We start from the raw sequence: 18,116 nt of genomic DNA on the forward strand, positions 1-18,116 counted from the left end.
TTTGGATTCATGGCTTTTGCTGACATATTCTGTCACGATTTCTTTTGACATTAATTTTCTGGTCTTAAACTATGTTGGTGGTTGCTATACTCACTACAAGTAAATAGAAATCCTCAAAAAATCTACCGCCTGCGCAGCGGGCAGTACAGTTTTTTACTCTGTTTTTTAGCTATGCTAAGTTACTCAAAAAAACAAAGAAATGAAGCATATGCTACTTTTCTCTTATCATTACAAATCTTAAAAATCCTATGAGTTCTTGTTAAAAAAACATGATTTGGATTGCGATCACCACACAGTTAATACTTAGCGTAGGATTGCTATGGGCTTCATGGCAGGTCTGGTTATTACGCAATGCACTCCAATCAACAGTAAAAACTGTAGATGGCTGGACTGAAGCTTGCGAAAATGGCTTACAAGTATCTACTCCTAACCTTGAAGTTGCTCGTGGCGGTGTTGGCACGGCACGTGAGCAATACCAAATATTGCAAAATCAGTTAGAAAAAATTCGCAAACTATTGTCTGTACTTGTGCGTGGTGTATCCTTTTTAGGGAGTCGGTGGCAAAAGTCGCGGAAAGGTGCGCCAAAGGGTGTGCCAAACTCTCTAAATAACAAACCAAACGGCAAAAACAAAGGGTCGTCAGTGAGCAAGTCGTCAGGGAGCAAGCACAATGTCAAACGGCGCAGGTAAATTTTTCGGTGGATTGATTGTAGGTACTGCGATCGGAGCAGTAGTTGGTGTATTATTTGCGCCGAGGGCAGGCAAAGAAACTCGTCAAGTTTTGAAGCGCTCGGCGCAAGATTTACCGCAACTAGCTGAAGAGTTAGGTTCTAATGTGCAGTATCAAGCAGATCGGTTTACTGAGCAGGCGCAACGAACTATTGATGAGACGTTAGTCCGTTTACAGGAGGCGATCGCTACAGGTCAAGAAGCTAGTCGTAAGCTACAGGACGAACTAGCGCTATCAATGAGTGGTTTGCCAAATAATTCGCTCAGTGAAGATGATCACACTATTGAAGATGAAGAATAAGCCTCTAAAGAGTAAACACCTATAGGAAATTATGTCAGAAGCGATCTTTCTCCTAGGTTTGTCATTTTTATTGGTGGTCGTTTGTCTGACGATTCTTTTGCTCACGGCAATCCCTGCTTTTCAGGAACTAGCAAAAGCCGCCAATAGTATCATCCGCTTAGCTGATACTTTAACGCGAGAGTTACCTGCGACACTCGAAGCAATTCGGATGACAGGGCTAGAGCTGAGTGAATTAAGTGATGAGCTCAACCAAGGGGCAAAAAGTGCTGGTGAGGCTGTGAAGCAAGTAAATGATGGCATCAAGGGTGTACGCCAAGGTGCGTCTAATGCAACTATTGCAACTAAAAGTGCATTTGCTGGCTTAAAAGCTGGATTAAAATCCCTCGGTCGTCCTCGCCGTCAAAAGCGATCGCCTTCAGATTTATATCCAGAAAACTTACGATCCAGTAATCTACCTTCCGAAGACTTAGATAAAAGTGAAGATAATATGACTAGACAAAATCGGCTAGTTACCCCTGACGAAATGAGATCTGAGGGCTTTATGGGAGATTTGACCCCAGATGAAGATTAAAAAAATTGGTGCATTGCTGCACCAATTTTTTTAATGTTGACAGCGATCGCAGACACCATTAACAGTTATCTCGTAGCTATCAACTTTTAGCCCTGCACGAAGTTTCCGAAAACTTAAACCCTCAAAGGCATCCCACTCGATATCCTCAATCTTGCCGCAACATCTGCACCGAAAATGATGATGTGGCTCTACATTGGCATCATAACGACATACACCCTGCTCCAATAGAACTTCTCGCACTAATCCTGCATCACGCAAAGTCTGGAGCGAAAGGTAAACGGTTGCTTGAGAAGAAGTTGGCGCATCTTGGTTTAAATCATTTAGGATCTGGTCGGCGGTTGGATGATCCAGACGCTCAAGTAAATTCGCATATACGGCAAAACGTTGTGGCGTGACACGCAACCCCTTAGATTTCAAGATTTGTACAACTCGATCCGCTTGCTTTTGCATATAGCCTTACTCCTGATTCCCGCTAAATTTTCTTGTAAAGATCTTGCAGACTAGATTTACAGTTTTAAGAATTTAGTAATCTGCTCTTTAAAGATAGGAAAATTTAACTAAAAGATTTTAAATAAAAATTTCACAAGTAATGAGCTTGTTTACTTACTTGATTTGCAACTATATCATTACTATCTAAGAACAACAAATTTATTAAACTTTTTAAAAGAATTGAGTAGCTATGGGTATTGACTAACTTCTAAATAAGAACTATTCTTAAAAGTGCTCAGATAAGTATTTACCTCAAGAGAAAAATATGGCAGTTATTGAAACCGTACCAAGCGTTGTTTTTAAGACCCGTGTACGTGATGAATCTGTTGAAGGTCCTAACCCATATCGTTGGGAAGACAAAACTACTCAAGATCTTTTTGCTGGCAAAAAAGTAGTAGTTTTCTCTCTGCCTGGTGCATTTACTCCTACCTGTTCATCCAATCACTTACCTCGTTATGAAGAGCTTTATGAAGAATTTAAAGCTCTAGGCGTTGATTCAGTTATTTGTATCTCAGTTAACGACGCTTTCGTTATGTTCAAATGGGGCAAGGAAATCGGTTCTAAGAATGTATTCTTGCTTCCTGATGGTGCTGGTGAGTTCACCCGCAAGATGGGAATGCTTGTTGACAAATCAAATATTGGCTTCGGGCTTCGTTCTTGGCGCTACTCAATGTTGGTTAACGACTGCAAGATCGAGAAGATTTTCGTAGAACCTGGCTTTGCTGATAACGCTGGTAGTGATCCTTTTGAAGTATCTGATGCTGACACAATGTTGGCTTACCTCAAGGGTGCTGAAGCTACAGGTGTATCTGCTCCTCGCTTAGCATTTGTTGGTTAAAGCTCTATTCCAAAAGATAAATAATTTTTTAAAAGACTTGCTTTATAGGTCTTTTAAAAAATTATTTATCCATTACTTGTAAATTTGCACTGCCATGAAACTCTCTAGCAAAAATCTGAATGAACGCATTGATACTCTCTACGATGCGATCGTCGTGGGTGGTGGTATGGGTGGTCTGTCAGCGGCGATCTATTTAGCCCGTTATGGATTGAAGTGTCTAGTGATCGAAAAAGGGAAAGGGCGATCGCTATGGATGCAAGATTTGCGTAACTATGTCGGTCTTGATCCTCACACTCCTGGGCGCGATATTTTAAATCATGGAACCAAAACATCCTTAGATTGGGGAGCTGATCATCTGCGTGGTTATGTAGAAGAAGTAACCGATGAAGGCGAAACTTTTGCTGTAAAAGTAAAAGTTGGTAAGCAAGATAGTATTTATCCTGTATTTCATAGTAAGTATGTGATTGCAGCTTCTGGCATCATGGACAATTTGCCTCAGCTCGAAAACATGCAAAATGTCTATGACTATGCGGGCTATACGCTACATGTCTGCATGATTTGCGATGGTTATGACATGTGGGATCAGAAAGCAGTTTTGATTGCGAATACAGAGTCTCAGATTGGTGCTGCTTTTGTGCTGAACTGGTTCACACCCTATATTTCCGTTCTAACTCATGGCTTATGTACAGTCAGCGACACAATGAAACAGAAGCTTGCTGACCATGGTTATCCATTGTATGAAGCTCCGATCTCTAAGTTCTTAGGAGAAAATCATCAGCTTAGTGGTGTCGAACTTACCGATGGTACTGTTGTCGAAGCAACAACTGGTTTGGTCGGCATGGGTTCTGTTTATCACAATCATTACCTTAAAGGTATTGAAGGTCTTGAATGGGATGGTCAGAACTTGGTCACCAATGAGATGGCAAAAACTAGCCACGATCGCATTTTTGCCCTAGGTGATTTGAAAAAGGGCTTGAATCAAGTCTCGATCGCAGTTGCTGATGGCACTGTTGCCGCAACCCAAATCTGGCGAAATATTCGCCGTGCTAGTCCCCCCCGTAGGTGGGAAGAGAATATTAAAGTTGCCACTACTGTCTAAATAAAAAGCCTCGCATAGCGAGGCTTTTTTGTTTAGGTTCCAAATGAGCGATCGCCTGCATCCCCTAACCCAGGAACAATCCATCCTTTCTCGTTCACAACTTCGTCAATACAGCCTGAATAGATCTGTACCGCAGGAAATTGTTGATTGATTAGTTGTAATGCTGGTGGAGCACATAGAGCATTAATAATCCGTATTAAGGAAGCATCTGCTCCTCTCTCTATAAGCATTTTGAGGGTTGTAATAATCGATCCACCTGTTGCCATCATCGGCTCGACAATGAAAATATGTGTTTGAGGTTCAAATCTCTCTGGCAAACGATTGAGATAACAACTAGCTTCAAGGGTTTCTTCATTACGTATTAAGCCAAGATGATAAACACTTGCCGTTGGCAATAGATTTTGGCATCCTTCTAGCATTGATAAGCCTGCCCGCAAAATCGGTACAAAAGCTAAAGGGATAGAACCATCGATCAACTGTCCTGATGCGTTTCCCAATGGAGTTTCTATATTTACTTCTTGTACAGGTAGAAATTCTCGAACAGCTTCATAGGTGAGCCATTTACCCATTTCACTCATCGCAGTTCGGAATAAGGGAACTGGTGTATGTTTCTCCCGTGCGATCGTGAGCCAGTGACGAATAACGGGATGAGGAGGAACATATACACGCAATTGAGAAGCCATTTATTTGCTTTAGTATTCTGAATTTGGATGTTAATTTGTAAAGGGCTAAAGCCCTGTACAAATTAACATCCTACAGCGCTTTTGGTTTCAGTCCCATGAATTTAACTGAAGATAGGAATTAAATTTTATCTTTGTCTCTTAGACCTAAACTAATTAGGGTTTACACAATCCCTAATTAGTTTAGGTAATTGTGTCGGGGGATTCGCTCGCGCCACAATTACCTAACGAGTATTTCCTATAAATGGCTAATAGCAAAAAGTTAACTTTAATCTATAATTTCGATTGTTATATAAGTTAGTTGTCTAAGGAAAACTTCATGAAAAAATATTTTTTGTGTAATCTTGCGATCGCCGTTAGTCTGTCGGTTGCTGCTGTTTCTTGTACATCCAGCACCCCAACTTCAAACAGTAGCCCAACAGCAACTACTAGTACGACCACATCAGCAACACCTTCTGCTTCACCAACTGTTGCCTCAACATCTTCTGCTTCACCTACTCCATCAGCTACTGCAACTGCATCCGCTAAACCTTCTGCATCTCCAGAACCTACTGCATCAGCGTCTCCCAAAGTTGAAAAGCCTGCTGATACAGTGAGGATCTCGGTCGTGAACAACAGTGGAAAAGTCTTGAAAGCTATCTATATGTCTGCACCTAAAAAAGCAGATTGGGGCGAGAATGAGCTTGATGCCCCGCTTAAAGATCGCGAAAAAGCTGATTTTGAGTGGAAACGTTCAGAATATAAAGGTGATGATGCTGGATGCGTTTTCGATATTAGAGCTGAATATGATGACGGAAAATTTGCCGAGCTAGATCCTATTGATGTATGTAAAACCCCTGCGATTAACTTGAAATAAAAAATTTCACATTACAACAAACATCTTAAAATTGTTGCAAAGCAACAATTTTAAGATGTTTGTTGGTTTTGGCTTAATATCAAAGCACTATAAGTCCACCCCTAACAACAATTCACAAAAGTGTTCACACTTTTGTGAATTAAAAAACAAACCCAGTAAAGGTTTTAAAAGCACAAAATGGCTTAGCCATTTTGCGCTTTAGCATGACTGTTGCTATTAGATTTTATCCTTTGCTTCTCTTATAATACGATTACCTTGCAAAATATTATTGATTTGAGTGAGAACTTCAAAATCTTCTTCAGGAAGGTTGGCTGTTGATAGAGGATGAGGATTCTTTTCTAAAAAGCTAAATGCGTGACGAAATTCGTTGGCTGTAGCTGTGATCGCATGGTCAAAGTGGCAAGGAACAATCCGCACAAAATTCCAGCTAGCAACCTTATCTGCCCATGCAATTACCGTTTGCGGATCGCGATTGAGAATGAGAGTCTGCAAGATTGGCGCGACGAAAATGCGTCCATTGCCACGTAGAGCTTCAAAGGACTGATGCCAGTTATGTTTCCAGCGAAAAGGGTATAGACCGAACAAGGCTTTGCGCGATCGCTCTGGCGCTTTGGTAATATCTAGTAAAGCTTGAAAAAAGGAAACAGTTTCCAAAACTTGGGGACGGAAATAGAATAGAAATAGAGCCGTTCTTTGCCAACCACGAATCCGATTCACTTCTGTATCGACAATTGGCTCATCCGCACCATCTCTAGCATGAAAGAGCAATGGATAGGGATCGATTTGTAAAATTTCTGGTGGCTTTTCGGGAACAGAAACAATCGTATCGGTAACTAAAAGAGTCTGCGATCGCTTATCAAATAGCGCAACTTCTGCAAACTTACCCAAACCTAGCTCGATCGAGCCAAGAATAGCATAGTCAAATTGATCACTAAATGGAATCTGTGCTGGCTCTTGAGGCAAAATCGATGTACGACCCCAAGGCATACCTAACCAACTGAGAGGCAAATTGAATGGGAAACTCCATTGGTGGGGCGAGACATAAACGTGAGCCTTGGGAAATTGCCGTGCAAAAGGCCCTACAAACACCTTATGCTCAATTCCTGACACTGTAGGCAAAATAATATATTTGACATCTCCATGCTCAGCAACCAGTTCATTAACGAGGCGAATACATTCGAGAGTCGGGGCAACGGGTGCATATACTAGCAGTCCCCCAGCCGCTAGTTTTACTACCGTCATTCTGATCGGTACGACTACATAAAAAATTCCCTGAAGCTGCTCGAATGTCCAGATAGCATCCTTGACAAGTTCTTTACGAATAGTGCGTCTCTGACCATAAGGATAAAGCGGCACGACCTGCCAAAATTTCCACGACCAGTCCTTTGGGCTACTTGGCTCATGCTCAGACTTGTGATGTGTTGCTTGGACAGTCATTAACCTCGCTCTCAGTACGCATACTATTTACAGTGCAAATATCATAATGCGATCGCTATCACCAATCAAACTTTCATTAAATAATCGCATGTTTTGCGTGAGTTCTAAGTACATCGGTTTAATAAACCCAAAGAAACTGATTTGCCCGCGAAGCGGGCAAATCAGTTTCTTTGGGTTTTTATGTCAAAACAGGAATGGTAGGACTCGAACCTACACAGATCGATTTAGAAGATCGATGCCCTTCCATTAGGCGACATTCCCAAAATATCAAACAGAGTGAGTGCAAAGAACTCACTCTGTTTACTTGGATTGCTTTGCTTCGCATAGTAGCCCTGTTTCAGGATGAACGTAAAATTCGTCATACCTTCTGCCAAAACAGCCATCGCCAAGGTAGCGAGGTTGAGATGGCTTACGGCAGGGCTTGCCATCGACAATTTCGACATAGCGTTCCACATACTGCCAGAGATGCGTAACCACATGTTGTCCAGTTACGGTTCTTTGGTCTAGGCGATCGCTTAGTTCGCTATACACCAAATCCCAAGGTTGACCAACATGCGATCGCAAAAATCGCCGTAATGGAGACAGATGATCGGAGAAATACTTGGTTTTCTGTCTCACTTTAATTAAGTAGGGACTGAGTAAACCATCTTCGCTAGCTTCAAGGGTTAAGCGATCGAGTTTCTTTCGCACACCTTTTAATCTGCGAGAACTTTGTCTCATGCCACCACGCGGACGTTCGATCACGATTTCTTCGAGGCGATGTTCGCTCATAATCTCAAATATTTAATAACGGAATTCTGAAAGCTGATGATGTAGTAAAGAAATTTCAGTGAATGGGATAAGTAAAAATGCAACATGCTCGTTCTCCTGAATTAGTAGGCAATAGATTTCTCCTACGGAGAAATCTATTGCGGGTTTTAAGCTGATGACAGGAATTGAACCTGTAACATTCTGTTTACAAGACAGATGCTCTGCCAGTTGAGCTACACCAGCAAAAGTATTTTTAGATTCATCGTGCTTTGCACGATGAATCTAAGTGATATTGGTTGCAGAGGCAGGAGTTGAACCTGCCGATTTTGAGGTTATGAGTCTCAAGAGCCTCCCTTGCTCCATCCCTGCATAGCTTTTCCAATTCAAGAAAAACTTACTTCGCAAATTTTTCTTGAATTGATCTCAGCGCTTAGCACTGTATCCAAGTGATAGGGATTGAACCTATGACCTTCTGCTCCCAAAGCAGCCGCGCTACCTCTGCGCCACACCTGGTAATACTAATTTTGAAAATAGCTTTGCTATTTTCAAAATTTAAAAACTTTACTGGATATGATTTCCAATTGCTTGATGTAGCTAAATCCAGCAATTGTTATGAAGAGAATAGAAGTATTGCAAAGTAATACTTCTATTCAATACTCCTGAGAGGATTTGAACCTCCAACGCTTCGGTTCTAAGCCGAACGCCTCTTCCATTGGGCTACAGGAGCAAAAACAACTGCCTTGGTAGGGATTGAACCTACGACCTCTCGCTTAACAGGCGATCGCTACTACCACTGAGCTACAAGGCAATAATCCCAGTTTTAAAACTGGCAAAGCCAGTTTTAAAACTTCAAAATCTTACTGGGTAAAGATTTGGGATAAGCCCCTTAGGTCAGAATTGAACTGACGACCTCCTGTTCTTCAGACAGGCGCTACTACCAACTGAGCTACTAAGAGTAATGTTTTTACAGTTTTGAACTTGTGATGATTATTTAGTTGTCAAGGTTCAGAGGCTTTTGTGATCGCCTTGTAGTATATTTGTAGTATACATACTACATAATTGTCAAGCAGTTTCTCAAAATAATTCTGATGCTCTTTGAAAAGTTCTTACAGAAATTCTTGAACGAACGAACTACAAGAAGATTTTGAAAAGCGTTGCTTTGCAACGCTTTTCAAAATCTTCTTGGTTTGGGTTTTAGAACAAAGCACCATAAGAGAAGAGAATTTAGTATCTTTTCAAGAAAGATTACATGTATTACCAAGCAATACATGTAATCTTTCTGTATGTCAATTTGCGAATGTCAAAGTGGACTCGCTGATCTTCCAGAGCTTGTGCAAATAGAACTCAACGCGATCGCCTAATGCAGTTACAAGAGTTCCTTCTTCAGCGCGAAGATCGCTAGAAATCCAAGTACCACTAAAGCAAACCTCAACATAGCGATCGTCAACTCTATCCACACTAAGCTTATTAGAGAGACGATCGGACATGACAGACTTTAGTAACAACAAATCCACAACATCCGCAGTTAGTAGAAATGCTGCTCGACTGGATTCGACATGGATTGATAAGCCAGAGCGCAAACTGAGTAAAACTCGATTTGAGACAAACTCCTCTAGAGAGATATCTAATCTCTCTAAATACAGCCCTGCATCAGTGTAAGTGAGTTTCAACATTGTGATTGATTCTCCAGAATCTTAAAATAGGGGGCGAGTTTCAAATTGTCTAAGGCAACTTAAAACTCGCTCTATGGATCGCTATCCACTGTTTATTTCTTGTTGCGATCTCCAGAATTGTTCTGCAAAGGCAACGGTAGGATGCATCGGCGCTTTGGGCTTAGTCCGCAAAATCATATTGGCTTCGTGAGGCGTGCGATTTCCCTTACGGTTATTGCAAGGTTCACAAGCAATGACGACGTTTTCCCAAGTATTCAATCCACCCTTAGCGCGGGGAATGACGTGATCGATCGTCAGCTTTTTGGTACTGCCGCAATATTGGCAAGTGTGATTGTCACGACGCAAAATTTCTCTACGGGCAACGGGTGGAACTCTCCAAAACCGTTCTGATTTAGTCAGAGTCAGACGGATATGTTCTGGCACTTGCAGGACGAGTTTCGGAGAAACAACTTGCCAAGTTTGTTGGCTCATTAGTTCCAATGGTTCGGCTCGACCTGTGACTAGCAAAGCGATCGCGCGTTTAATATTGATACGGCTAACTGGCAAATAGTTTTGCGAAAACACAACTACCGATTGCCTCAATACTTCTGGTTCATATTGATTGATAGATTGCACTGGTCTCTCCTCACTGTTCAAAAAAATACCCCCGCTTTCATAATCAAGAAAGCGGGGGCGAAAGACTGAATTGTCTATTCGTTATATGGGTACAGCAATGTGCATGTACCTCCCGCTTAGTGGGTATGTCTCTGGATTAATAAATACATTAAAGATGCTGATACTGTTGAGGGTATCTATCCGCAAGTCTTGTTTTGCTGGATGTTCAGGAGATGCTAGATCGCTGTGATCGCCAGAAATATCACCATAAATATCGCCACAAATCCCAATAGAATCTCTACCCAAAATGGTCATGACAAATCTAGGTATTGCCAAGGAATTGGCTCGTTGCCAAACTTGGGGATATCCGATCTGATACTGACCGATGGACAAATGGAATTTCATGGGAATGTACTTTGAATTTTTTGGATTGTCATACTACACTTGTAGTATAAACATAGATATCAGACTTTGTAAACTAACTAGGAGAAATATTTATGCAGACTCTACACCAAAGCCCTGCGACCACCGAGATGGAAGTTACCAGTATTCGTCTAGAGCGCGAATTGAAGGAAAAACTCAAGGAATTAGCTGGAGGGCAAGGCTATCAGGCTCTTATCCGAGGTGTTTTGTGGGATTACATTGATACGAGGCAAGCGTCACCGACACAAAAGCGGATCTCCCCAGAACAAATTCGGGCAAGTGTCATAGCTACAGCTCAAAGAAGTGAGTCTTGCGCCCTCACAGGTAAATCGATTCGATCGCAAGAGTCTATGTTTTTAGGCTTAACTACCAATGGCGATTGGGTTCCTCTCAGTGTGGGTAGTTTTTAAATACTAAAAAGGGTCTCGAAGTGACCCTTTTTAGTTAGAAATTAATTCTTGGAGCACCTTTTTATATTTTTCTAACCGCTGAAAATCTTTTTCAGTCGGATTAGCAATTCGACTGATATCCATATTATGGGTAACATCAGCGATCTTTACTTGGCGAGCGATCGCATTAGACTTCACCCGCAAAATATAATCTTCATATTGCTCACCTTCAAGTTTGGTAATCGCCGCGATCGCCTCAGTAATAAATTCAGGAAAACCTTGACGAACCAAATCTGCGATCGTCAAATCAGAGTCCTCGATCGCATCATGCAAAACCGCCACAATTTTACTTTCGGGTGTATTCATCTTCGACATCACCGTTAACGGATGCGAAATATAGGGCTTACCCGCTTTATCAAGCTGTCCAGCATGGGCTTGATTGGCAAGCGTGATTGCCAATGCTAAAAGCGTTTCAAAATTTGACTCAAAGCTTGATTTAAAGTTTTGCATAGTAACGAATACAAGTTAAAGCGATCGCTACCTCATCAGCGCATTGCTGAATCACGGCAATATCATTAGGTCGTAGAGCATTAGCCATTTGCCACCGCATCGACAATATCCCTAAAACATCTTCCCGAAAAGTAATCGCGATCGCCAAATTGGTTTTGCATTGATTATCTGGATCATCTTGTTGATTGGGCGACAGAGAAATTTGAGATTTTTTTGAGACAATCGCTGCTTGCACTAACGGATCTGATGCTAAATCCCAAAGATAATCACCACATATAGCTTGAGTATCAATCAAAGAGCCTTTCTCAACCAACTGCAAGATTACCCCATTGGCTCCAAAATTTTGCCAGAAGGCGCTTGCTAAAGGCAGAACACAATTAGATAGCTGATTGGATGTCTGTGCGATTCCTACAATTACTGACAACAGCGCATTCTGAGCTTGCGATCGGACTAGCTCTTCAGAACGTTGCTTTAGCAGATCATAGTTATGGGTTGCCTCTTTCACAACCAACTTAAGCTGGTCTGGCTCCCAAGGCTTTGTAATATATTTATGAACTTGACCTGAGTTGATCGCATCAATCAGATCGGCAATATCTGTATATCCTGTCAAGACAATTCGCATCGTATCAGGGAAATCTGAAACAGTACGCCTGAGGAACTCAGTACCATTCATTTCAGGCATTCTCTGATCAGAAATAATTGTCGCCATTTCTCCTTCTTGCTCCAAAATCTCTAGTGCTTTAACCCCTCCATCAGCTCGAAACACTGTAAATTCTTTGCGAAAGGTGCGATATAGCAAATCAAGATTATCTTGCTCATCATCAACTACCAAAAGTTTTGGTTTCTTGGCTTGATTTACTTTATTTAGCTCAGCAACAGAAAACGAAGAAGAAGTCATGAGCAAAGTTGGGTTTGGATACTGACTGTAAATATAGCAATGCTATCAAAAAACAAGGGGCGCATTGCGCCCCTTGTTTTTATGTTTTGGGTAAAAAAGCTTCGCTTGCGAGACTTTTTAATGTCTAAGCCTTAACAACTTCACGGCTAACTTGCTTCAATTCGCCCTTGGCATATTTAGGAACAAAGTCATAAATGCTAACTTGCTTGATCTTGCCAGCTTGTCCAGCAGCTTCAAACTGAGTATAGCGATCGGCACATACTTTTTGCATGTACTTGATCGATGGCTTGAGGAAATGACGAGGATCAAACTCTTTAGGATTCTTGAACAAAGCTTCACGTACCGCAGCAGTGATAGCAAGACGGCAGTCAGTATCGATATTGACCTTACGTACACCGCACTTGATGCCCTTTTGAATTTCTTCAACAGGTACACCATAGGTTTCAGGAATAGCGCCGCCAAACTCATTGATCATGGCAAGTAGATCTTCAGGAACCGAAGAAGAACCATGCATCACAAGGTGAGTATTAGGCAAGCGGTTATGAATTTCTTCGATACGGCTAATCGCTAAGATTTCGCCAGTAGGCTTGCGAGTAAACTTATAAGCACCGTGGCTAGTACCGATCGCTACTGCGAGGGCATCAACCTGAGTGCGCTCAACGAAATCAGCGGCTTCATCAGGATCTGTCAAAAGTTGTGAGTGATCTAAAGCACCTTCAAAACCATGACCATCTTCCGCTTCACCCTTACCTGTTTCGAGAGAGCCTAAGCAGCCTAGTTCACCTTCAACACTTGCGCCGAAAGCATGAGCAACTTTGACAACTTCAGAGGTAACAGCTACGTTGTACTCATAGCTAGCTGGGGTTTTAGCATCAGCTTCCAAAGAGCCATCCATCATTACACTAGTAAAGCCATTTTGGATTGCTGAGTAGCAAGTCGCTGGAGCATTACCGTGATCTTGGTGCATCACGATCGGCAGATGAGGATAAGTTTCGGCAGCAGCCAAAATTAAGTGTCGCAAGAAATTTTCGCCTGCATAATTGCGTGCACCACGAGAAGCTTGTAGGATCACAGGGCTGTTGGTCTCATTTGCAGCCTGCATGATCGACTGGATTTGCTCCATGTTGTTTACGTTAAATGCAGGAATGCCGTATCCGTTTTCAGCCGCATGATCGAGCAGCAGGCGCATTGGTACTAAAGCCATATTTAAATTCTCTCCTAGACTAAATCGAGCTTGTTTCGATTATTAACAATCTTAAATCATTTTGAAGAATTATATCTAACTAAAAAAGGGCGCTTCGCGCCCTTTTTTAGTTAGATATTCTTTTCGCTAAGTTCGCGACTCATATAGTCAAAAGGTGCTGCTAACCAGTCGGCATCTTCCCCTACTAAGTCCATAACCGCCTGCTTCATGATTTGAATACCTTGCACTGTTGGTCCAATTGGTACTCCAAGAGAGCTATAAGTATCGCGCAAGCCTTGCAATACTCTTTCATCGAGGACATCATTGTTCCCTGCAACTAGAGCATAGGAGGCGTAGCGCAAATAGTAGTCCATGTCACGCAGGCAAGCTGCAAAACGACGAGTTGTATAAGCGTTACCACCTGGGCGGATCAAATCGGGTACTTCTTCAAATAATCGTGAACCAGCCTTACGCACAATCGAGGCAGCATTAGCGGTGATTGCCGAAGATGCGGCTAGGCGAGCATTGCCAGTTGCAAAGAAGGATTTGAGGGTATCCATGGCATCGCGATCAAAATATTTACCAGTTGCATCATAAGCACCGATCAGGCTGGTAATTGCATCCTGCATGTTGTTTTCTCCGTTAATTTGTCTTTTATAAATGTATCGGTAACGTATTTGTAAAGTTTGTAAACTATATATAACTTAAACTTGGCAACCTGTACTTTGGACAGTGACCAAAGTTATTTTACTGTGATTTCAGCGCCTTACAAGGTCTTGCACCAGATAAATAACAATTCTCACTATTAAAACTAGTTTCATGCTTTATAAGCAACATTCAAGAAACAACGCAGTAGTAAAATCGCCAAATATTTGGAGTTGGGGAGATGCACCAGCTCCATTATTTGGCGATTTACGTCTTAACCTGTGTGAATTGGCGAAAGCCTAAATTTAGTTTCATAAGTACCTGTGCAGAATAAATTACCCAAACCCGTAAGATTGTGTCCCTGCGGAACACAATCTTACGGGTTTGGATGTGAAATTAATTAAGCATGTCTACGTTAATGCGAATTAAGACACAGATGGAGAAATTATCGGAATTAGGTCGCTGCAATGTAAGCTTAAATACTATGCTTAGGTATTAAGCAAAAAAAAGCTTAGATCCAAAGATTAGATATCGGGGTTTTAAGTTGGTACGCACAATTAAATATGAAATCCCAAAATAATTACCGCTTGCTGCGTGGGCAGTAATTATTTTGACTTTGTTTTTTTTATTATGCTGAGGTACTTACCTAAAATCCTTTAGTGCAATTTATAAAGAAATGTCTGCAAGTAAAGTGGGTGTACGGCTAGGTCTATGAAGTGGGTTACTAGTCTTTCGACAAAAATATCTTTGGAAGCTGCGGTGCAAGATCTGTCACAGCAAATATTTGCTTTGATGGGTGACCGATCGCTTGATTTAGGCTTTTTGTTTGTTTCCACAGCATTTGCTAGCGACTATCCGCGCTTATTACCATTACTAGCTGAGAAATTGCCAATCCAAAAATTAATTGGTTGTTCTGGCGGGGGGATTGTTGGTAATGGTCAGGAGTTTGAGGATAAACCTGCGATCGCATTACTTATAGGGCACTTACCCAATGCAGAAGCAAAAGTATTTCACCTCGATGATAATCAGTTACCAGATCTCGATAGTCCTCCTGATCGCTGGGAAAAAATAACGGATGTAGACCCAGCAGTTTCGCCTAGTTTTGTACTGGTTGGCGATCCATTTTCATTTCCGATTAATGACTTAATTCAAGGACTAGATTTTGCTTATCCTAACTCAGTCAAAGTTGGTGGCTTAGCTAGCAGTGGTGGGATGGGTGCAAATGCCCTATTTTGTTTTCATGAAGAAGGTAAATATAAGCTTTATCGCACGGGACTTTTAGGTGTGGCTCTATGGGGTGATGTGACCATTGATCCTGTGGTCTCTCAAGGTTGCCGCCCGATTGGTAAAATCTTGCAGGTTTCTGAATGTGAACGCAATTTAATTTTGGGGCTAGAAGGCAAGCCGCCGCTGAACCTTTTACAAGATACTGTGGGCGATTTAAGCCCAAGCGATCGCGAACTCGCTCAGCATTCACTATTTATAGGTGTAGTGATGAACGAGTTTAAGGCAAATCCATCGCAGGGCGATTTCTTGATTCGTAATATTATTGGTGTCGATCCTAGATCTGGGGCGATTGCTGTTGGTGATCGGATGCGTCCTGGGCAAAGAATTCAACTGCATTTACGTGATGGTAAAGCCTCAGCTGAAGACTTAGAAGAAGCTCTGATAAATTACTCCAATCAATTGAACTTAGAGGCTCCCAATGTTTCGGCAACGGCGGCTTTGATGTTTTCCTGTATGGGGCGTGGCGAGAGACTATATGGCAAGCCAAACTTTGACTCGGAGATTCTGCAAAAACATCTTGGCTTAATTCCATTCGGTGGCTTTTTCTGCTCTGGTGAAATTGGACCTGTTGGTGGTACAACATTTCTCCACGGTTATACATCAGTATTTGGCATTGTTAGACCCAAAAATCCATAAAAAACCAAAAGAGAATGTGGTGCAAAGCACCACATTCTCTTTTAGTTTATGTTTGTTTTAAAATCCTAAAAAGGCGGCTCATTGTGCCGTCTTTTTAGTTAATTACTAATAGCAGTTTGCTTATTAAAAGCAAATTGGTTGAGAATGCGATCGCAGATTTGACCACTAGACATGCCAAGAGAATTAAAAGACTGCTCTGGTGAAGCATGTTCGACGAGAATATCAGGAACCCCAATTCGATAGACAGGAACGAGGATATTTTCATCGCTCAAGGCTTCGAGAACAGCGCTACCAAATCCACCCATCAGGCAGCCTTCTTCTACAGTGACTACCTTACCGATTTTTTTCGCAAGCGGTACTATTAGTTCTGTATCCAAAGGTTTAGCAAATCGAGCATTAACGACTGTTGCACTAACTCCATGTTCATTCAGCAATTCAGCAACTTGCATCGAAGGATAGACCATTGAGCCATAGGCAAGCAGTAAGACATCTTTACCTTCGCGCAAGACTTCCGCTTTGCCGATCGGTAATGGTTCGATATCTTCATCTTGCAACGGTACGCCCATGCCATTGCCGCGAGGATAGCGCATTGCGATCGCCCCTTTGTGGGTAATGCCAGTGACGATCATGTTCTGCATTTCTGCTTCATCTTTAGGAGCCATCAGAACAATGTTGGGAATGCAACGTAGGTAAGCAATGTCATACATTCCTTGGTGTGTGGGACCATCTGCGCCGACGATACCTGCACGATCTAAACAGAGGAATACAGGTAAATTTTGAATACAGACATCATGGATGATCTGGTCAAAGGCTCTTTGTAAGAAGGTGGAATAAATCGCGGCAACTGGGCGCATTCCCTCGCAGGCTAAACCTGCTGCAACAGTAAGCGCATGTTGTTCAGCAATACCGACATCGACAAATTGATTAGGCAGTTGAGCCTGAAACTTGTCTAATCCAGTACCAGTGGACATGGCAGCCGTAATTGCAACGATCCGTTTATCATGCTCAGCAAGTTTGATCAGCGTGTCGGCAAATACTTTGGAATAGCTGGGAGGCTTTGGCTTGGTTGAGGTTGAGGCTTTAGCCTTGCCCGTGGAAAGATCAAAGGAATTTTGAGCATGATAGCCAACGCGATCTGCCTCAGCATAGCTATAGCCTTTTCCCTTAGTTGTAGCAACATGAACCATTACTGGGCCTGTTAGGGTATGCGCCATTTTAAAAGTGTCGATTAATTCACGTATGTTGTGACCATCAACGGGACCAATGTAAGTGAAGCCAAGCTCTTCAAATACTGCTCCCAGCTTATTCTGCACCATTGTCAAAATTTTGACATTATCCTTGATGCGCTCAATCTCAGGGCTGATTTGTTCACCAACAAAGGGAATATTGCGAATCTGCTCCTCAAGGTTATTGGTGAGAAATTTCATCGGTGGGCTGAGACGCATCTTATTTAGATAACGAGGAATTGCGCCAACGTTAGCCGAAATTGACATTTCATTGTCATTGAGGACAACTAATAAATTAGTTTTGGGAAGATGTCCAGCGTGGTTAATTGCTTCTAGCGCCATACCGCCTGTTAATGCGCCATCCCCGATGATCGCCACGGTCTTAAAATTGTCTCCTTGTAAATCACGGGCGATCGCCATGCCCAGAGCTGCCGAGATACTAGTTGATGCGTGCCCTGCGCCAAAATGGTCAAATTCACTTTCGCGACGATTTAGATAACCTGCAATACCATCTTTTTGACGCAAAGTATGAAAGCGGTTGTAACGTCCTGTAATCAGCTTATGTGGATATGCTTGATGCCCTACGTCCCAAACAACCTTATCGCGATCTAAGTCTAGGGTTTGATATAAACCTAGGGTCAATTCAACTACACCCAACCCAGGTCCTAGATGTCCACCTGTGGCAGCAATAGTTTCAAGGTGCTTTTGACGTATTTCACGAGCTATAGAGTCCAATTGGGCGATCGTTAGACCATGCAATTGGTTGGGATGCGTAACTTCACTCAAGCGCATATTGGCTTATTTCCATTAAGATAACTCCCTTTATCTTAACTGAGCGCACCCCACAAAGGTTCACTGCGATCGCAGTTCTTAAACGCAAAAAGCAGAAATAACATTTCATGC

Annotated in this window: 21 protein-coding genes and 7 tRNA genes; 8 read left to right on the plus strand and 20 right to left on the minus strand. The window is 42.1% G+C overall.

Annotation, left to right across the window (positions count from 1 at the left end):
* The first annotated feature begins 269 nt into the window (after positions 1–269).
* Genes PseudUWO311_RS10985 through PseudUWO311_RS10995 form a run of 3 tightly spaced genes read left to right on the plus strand, consistent with a single transcriptional unit; the run spans position 270 to position 1,600 of the window.
* A complete protein-coding gene (locus PseudUWO311_RS10985; RefSeq protein WP_142655289.1) occupies positions 270–689 on the plus strand; it encodes a hypothetical protein in 420 nt (139 codons plus the stop codon).
* A complete protein-coding gene (locus PseudUWO311_RS10990; protein ID WP_142655290.1) occupies positions 670–1,029 on the plus strand; it encodes a YtxH domain-containing protein in 360 nt (119 codons plus the stop codon). Before PseudUWO311_RS10985 ends, PseudUWO311_RS10990 begins: the two co-directional genes overlap by 20 nt.
* A 31-nt stretch (positions 1,030–1,060) precedes the next feature.
* Positions 1,061–1,600, plus strand: a complete 540-nt coding sequence (locus PseudUWO311_RS10995; protein WP_142655291.1) for a DUF948 domain-containing protein — start codon at positions 1,061–1,063, stop codon at positions 1,598–1,600.
* A gap of 30 nt (positions 1,601–1,630) precedes the next feature.
* Here PseudUWO311_RS10995 and PseudUWO311_RS11000 read toward each other — a convergent pair whose 3' ends face one another.
* On the minus strand, positions 1,631–2,050 hold the full coding sequence (locus PseudUWO311_RS11000; RefSeq protein WP_142655292.1) for a Fur family transcriptional regulator: 420 nt from the start codon (positions 2,048–2,050) through the stop codon (positions 1,631–1,633).
* A gap of 304 nt (positions 2,051–2,354) precedes the next feature.
* Here PseudUWO311_RS11000 and PseudUWO311_RS11005 point away from each other — a divergent pair, with 304 nt between their 5' ends.
* Entirely contained in the window at positions 2,355–2,927 is a 573-nt protein-coding gene (locus tag PseudUWO311_RS11005) for a peroxiredoxin (RefSeq protein ID WP_142655293.1), read from the plus strand.
* 94 nt (positions 2,928–3,021) lie between these two features.
* Positions 3,022–4,026, plus strand: a complete 1,005-nt coding sequence (locus PseudUWO311_RS11010; protein ID WP_142655294.1) for an NAD(P)/FAD-dependent oxidoreductase — start codon at positions 3,022–3,024, stop codon at positions 4,024–4,026.
* A gap of 32 nt (positions 4,027–4,058) precedes the next feature.
* Here PseudUWO311_RS11010 and upp read toward each other — a convergent pair whose 3' ends face one another.
* Complete coding sequence (gene upp, locus PseudUWO311_RS11015) at positions 4,059–4,709, minus strand: uracil phosphoribosyltransferase (RefSeq protein WP_142655295.1); 651 nt, start codon at positions 4,707–4,709, stop codon at positions 4,059–4,061.
* Positions 4,710–5,003: 294 nt separating this feature from the next.
* Positions 5,004–5,321 carry a hypothetical protein gene (locus tag PseudUWO311_RS11020; protein ID WP_142655296.1) on the minus strand — a complete coding sequence of 106 codons (318 nt, stop codon included), beginning with the start codon at positions 5,319–5,321 and terminating at the stop codon, positions 5,004–5,006.
* Positions 5,322–5,349: 28 nt separating this feature from the next.
* On the opposite strand from PseudUWO311_RS11020, the gene PseudUWO311_RS11025 reads away from it, so the two are divergent.
* Positions 5,350–5,562: a hypothetical protein gene (locus PseudUWO311_RS11025; protein WP_142655297.1), complete on the plus strand. Its 213-nt coding sequence runs from the start codon at positions 5,350–5,352 to the stop codon at positions 5,560–5,562.
* Between the two features lie 216 nt (positions 5,563–5,778).
* On the opposite strand, the gene PseudUWO311_RS11030 is transcribed toward PseudUWO311_RS11025, so the two are convergent.
* From PseudUWO311_RS11030 to PseudUWO311_RS11085, 12 genes are all read right to left on the minus strand, one after another.
* Positions 5,779–6,999, minus strand: coding sequence for a DUF4336 domain-containing protein (locus PseudUWO311_RS11030; RefSeq protein WP_142655298.1), 1,221 nt, complete (start codon positions 6,997–6,999; stop codon positions 5,779–5,781).
* Between the two features lie 189 nt (positions 7,000–7,188).
* Positions 7,189–7,260 (minus strand) — tRNA-Arg (locus PseudUWO311_RS11035).
* Between the two features lie 39 nt (positions 7,261–7,299).
* On the minus strand, positions 7,300–7,770 hold the full coding sequence (locus PseudUWO311_RS11040) for a hypothetical protein (RefSeq protein ID WP_142655299.1): 471 nt from the start codon (positions 7,768–7,770) through the stop codon (positions 7,300–7,302).
* A 149-nt stretch (positions 7,771–7,919) separates the two neighbouring features.
* A tRNA-Thr gene (locus PseudUWO311_RS11045) sits at positions 7,920–7,992 on the minus strand.
* Positions 7,993–8,042: 50 nt separating this feature from the next.
* Positions 8,043–8,119, minus strand: a tRNA-Met gene (locus tag PseudUWO311_RS11050).
* Positions 8,120–8,190: 71 nt separating this feature from the next.
* Positions 8,191–8,262 (minus strand) — tRNA-Pro (locus tag PseudUWO311_RS11055).
* A gap of 141 nt (positions 8,263–8,403) precedes the next feature.
* Positions 8,404–8,476, minus strand: a tRNA-Leu gene (locus PseudUWO311_RS11060).
* An 8-nt stretch (positions 8,477–8,484) separates the two neighbouring features.
* Positions 8,485–8,557 (minus strand) — tRNA-Asn (locus tag PseudUWO311_RS11065).
* A 74-nt stretch (positions 8,558–8,631) separates the two neighbouring features.
* A tRNA-Phe gene (locus tag PseudUWO311_RS11070) sits at positions 8,632–8,705 on the minus strand.
* Between the two features lie 330 nt (positions 8,706–9,035).
* Positions 9,036–9,422, minus strand: coding sequence for an alr0857 family protein (locus PseudUWO311_RS11075; RefSeq protein WP_142655300.1), 387 nt, complete (start codon positions 9,420–9,422; stop codon positions 9,036–9,038).
* 81 nt (positions 9,423–9,503) lie between these two features.
* Positions 9,504–10,037, minus strand: coding sequence for an HNH endonuclease (locus PseudUWO311_RS11080; RefSeq protein ID WP_142655301.1), 534 nt, complete (start codon positions 10,035–10,037; stop codon positions 9,504–9,506).
* 81 nt (positions 10,038–10,118) lie between these two features.
* Entirely contained in the window at positions 10,119–10,421 is a 303-nt protein-coding gene (locus PseudUWO311_RS11085) for a hypothetical protein (protein ID WP_142655302.1), read from the minus strand.
* Positions 10,422–10,513: 92 nt separating this feature from the next.
* Between PseudUWO311_RS11085 and PseudUWO311_RS11090 the strand changes: the two genes are divergently transcribed.
* On the plus strand, positions 10,514–10,849 hold the full coding sequence (locus PseudUWO311_RS11090) for a hypothetical protein (protein ID WP_142655303.1): 336 nt from the start codon (positions 10,514–10,516) through the stop codon (positions 10,847–10,849).
* A 30-nt stretch (positions 10,850–10,879) separates the two neighbouring features.
* Here the strand turns inward: PseudUWO311_RS11090 and PseudUWO311_RS11095 are convergent, their stop codons facing one another.
* The 4 genes from PseudUWO311_RS11095 to apcB all read right to left on the minus strand — a co-directional run bounded on the left by PseudUWO311_RS11095 (position 10,880) and on the right by apcB (position 14,048).
* Positions 10,880–11,338 (minus strand): HD domain-containing protein, encoded by a 459-nt coding sequence (locus tag PseudUWO311_RS11095; protein WP_142655304.1) that lies wholly within the window; start codon positions 11,336–11,338, stop codon positions 10,880–10,882.
* Complete coding sequence (locus tag PseudUWO311_RS11100; RefSeq protein WP_142655305.1) at positions 11,325–12,236, minus strand: response regulator; 912 nt, start codon at positions 12,234–12,236, stop codon at positions 11,325–11,327. Before PseudUWO311_RS11100 ends, PseudUWO311_RS11095 begins: the two co-directional genes overlap by 14 nt.
* Before the next feature lie 124 nt (positions 12,237–12,360).
* Positions 12,361–13,440 (minus strand): class II fructose-bisphosphate aldolase, encoded by a 1,080-nt coding sequence (gene fba / locus PseudUWO311_RS11105; RefSeq protein WP_103666911.1) that lies wholly within the window; start codon positions 13,438–13,440, stop codon positions 12,361–12,363.
* A gap of 110 nt (positions 13,441–13,550) precedes the next feature.
* On the minus strand, positions 13,551–14,048 hold the full coding sequence (gene apcB, locus PseudUWO311_RS11110) for an allophycocyanin subunit beta (RefSeq protein WP_142655306.1): 498 nt from the start codon (positions 14,046–14,048) through the stop codon (positions 13,551–13,553).
* 727 nt (positions 14,049–14,775) lie between these two features.
* Here apcB and PseudUWO311_RS11115 point away from each other — a divergent pair.
* Positions 14,776–15,987, plus strand: coding sequence for an FIST N-terminal domain-containing protein (locus PseudUWO311_RS11115; protein WP_142655307.1), 1,212 nt, complete (start codon positions 14,776–14,778; stop codon positions 15,985–15,987).
* A 98-nt stretch (positions 15,988–16,085) separates the two neighbouring features.
* Here PseudUWO311_RS11115 and dxs read toward each other — a convergent pair whose 3' ends face one another.
* Positions 16,086–18,005, minus strand: a complete 1,920-nt coding sequence (dxs, locus tag PseudUWO311_RS11120; protein WP_142655308.1) for a 1-deoxy-D-xylulose-5-phosphate synthase — start codon at positions 18,003–18,005, stop codon at positions 16,086–16,088.
* Positions 18,006–18,116: the final 111 nt, after the last annotated feature.

The organism is Pseudanabaena sp. UWO311 (genome assembly GCF_006937785.1).
Classification (GTDB): Bacteria; Cyanobacteriota; Cyanobacteriia; order Pseudanabaenales; family Pseudanabaenaceae; genus Pseudanabaena.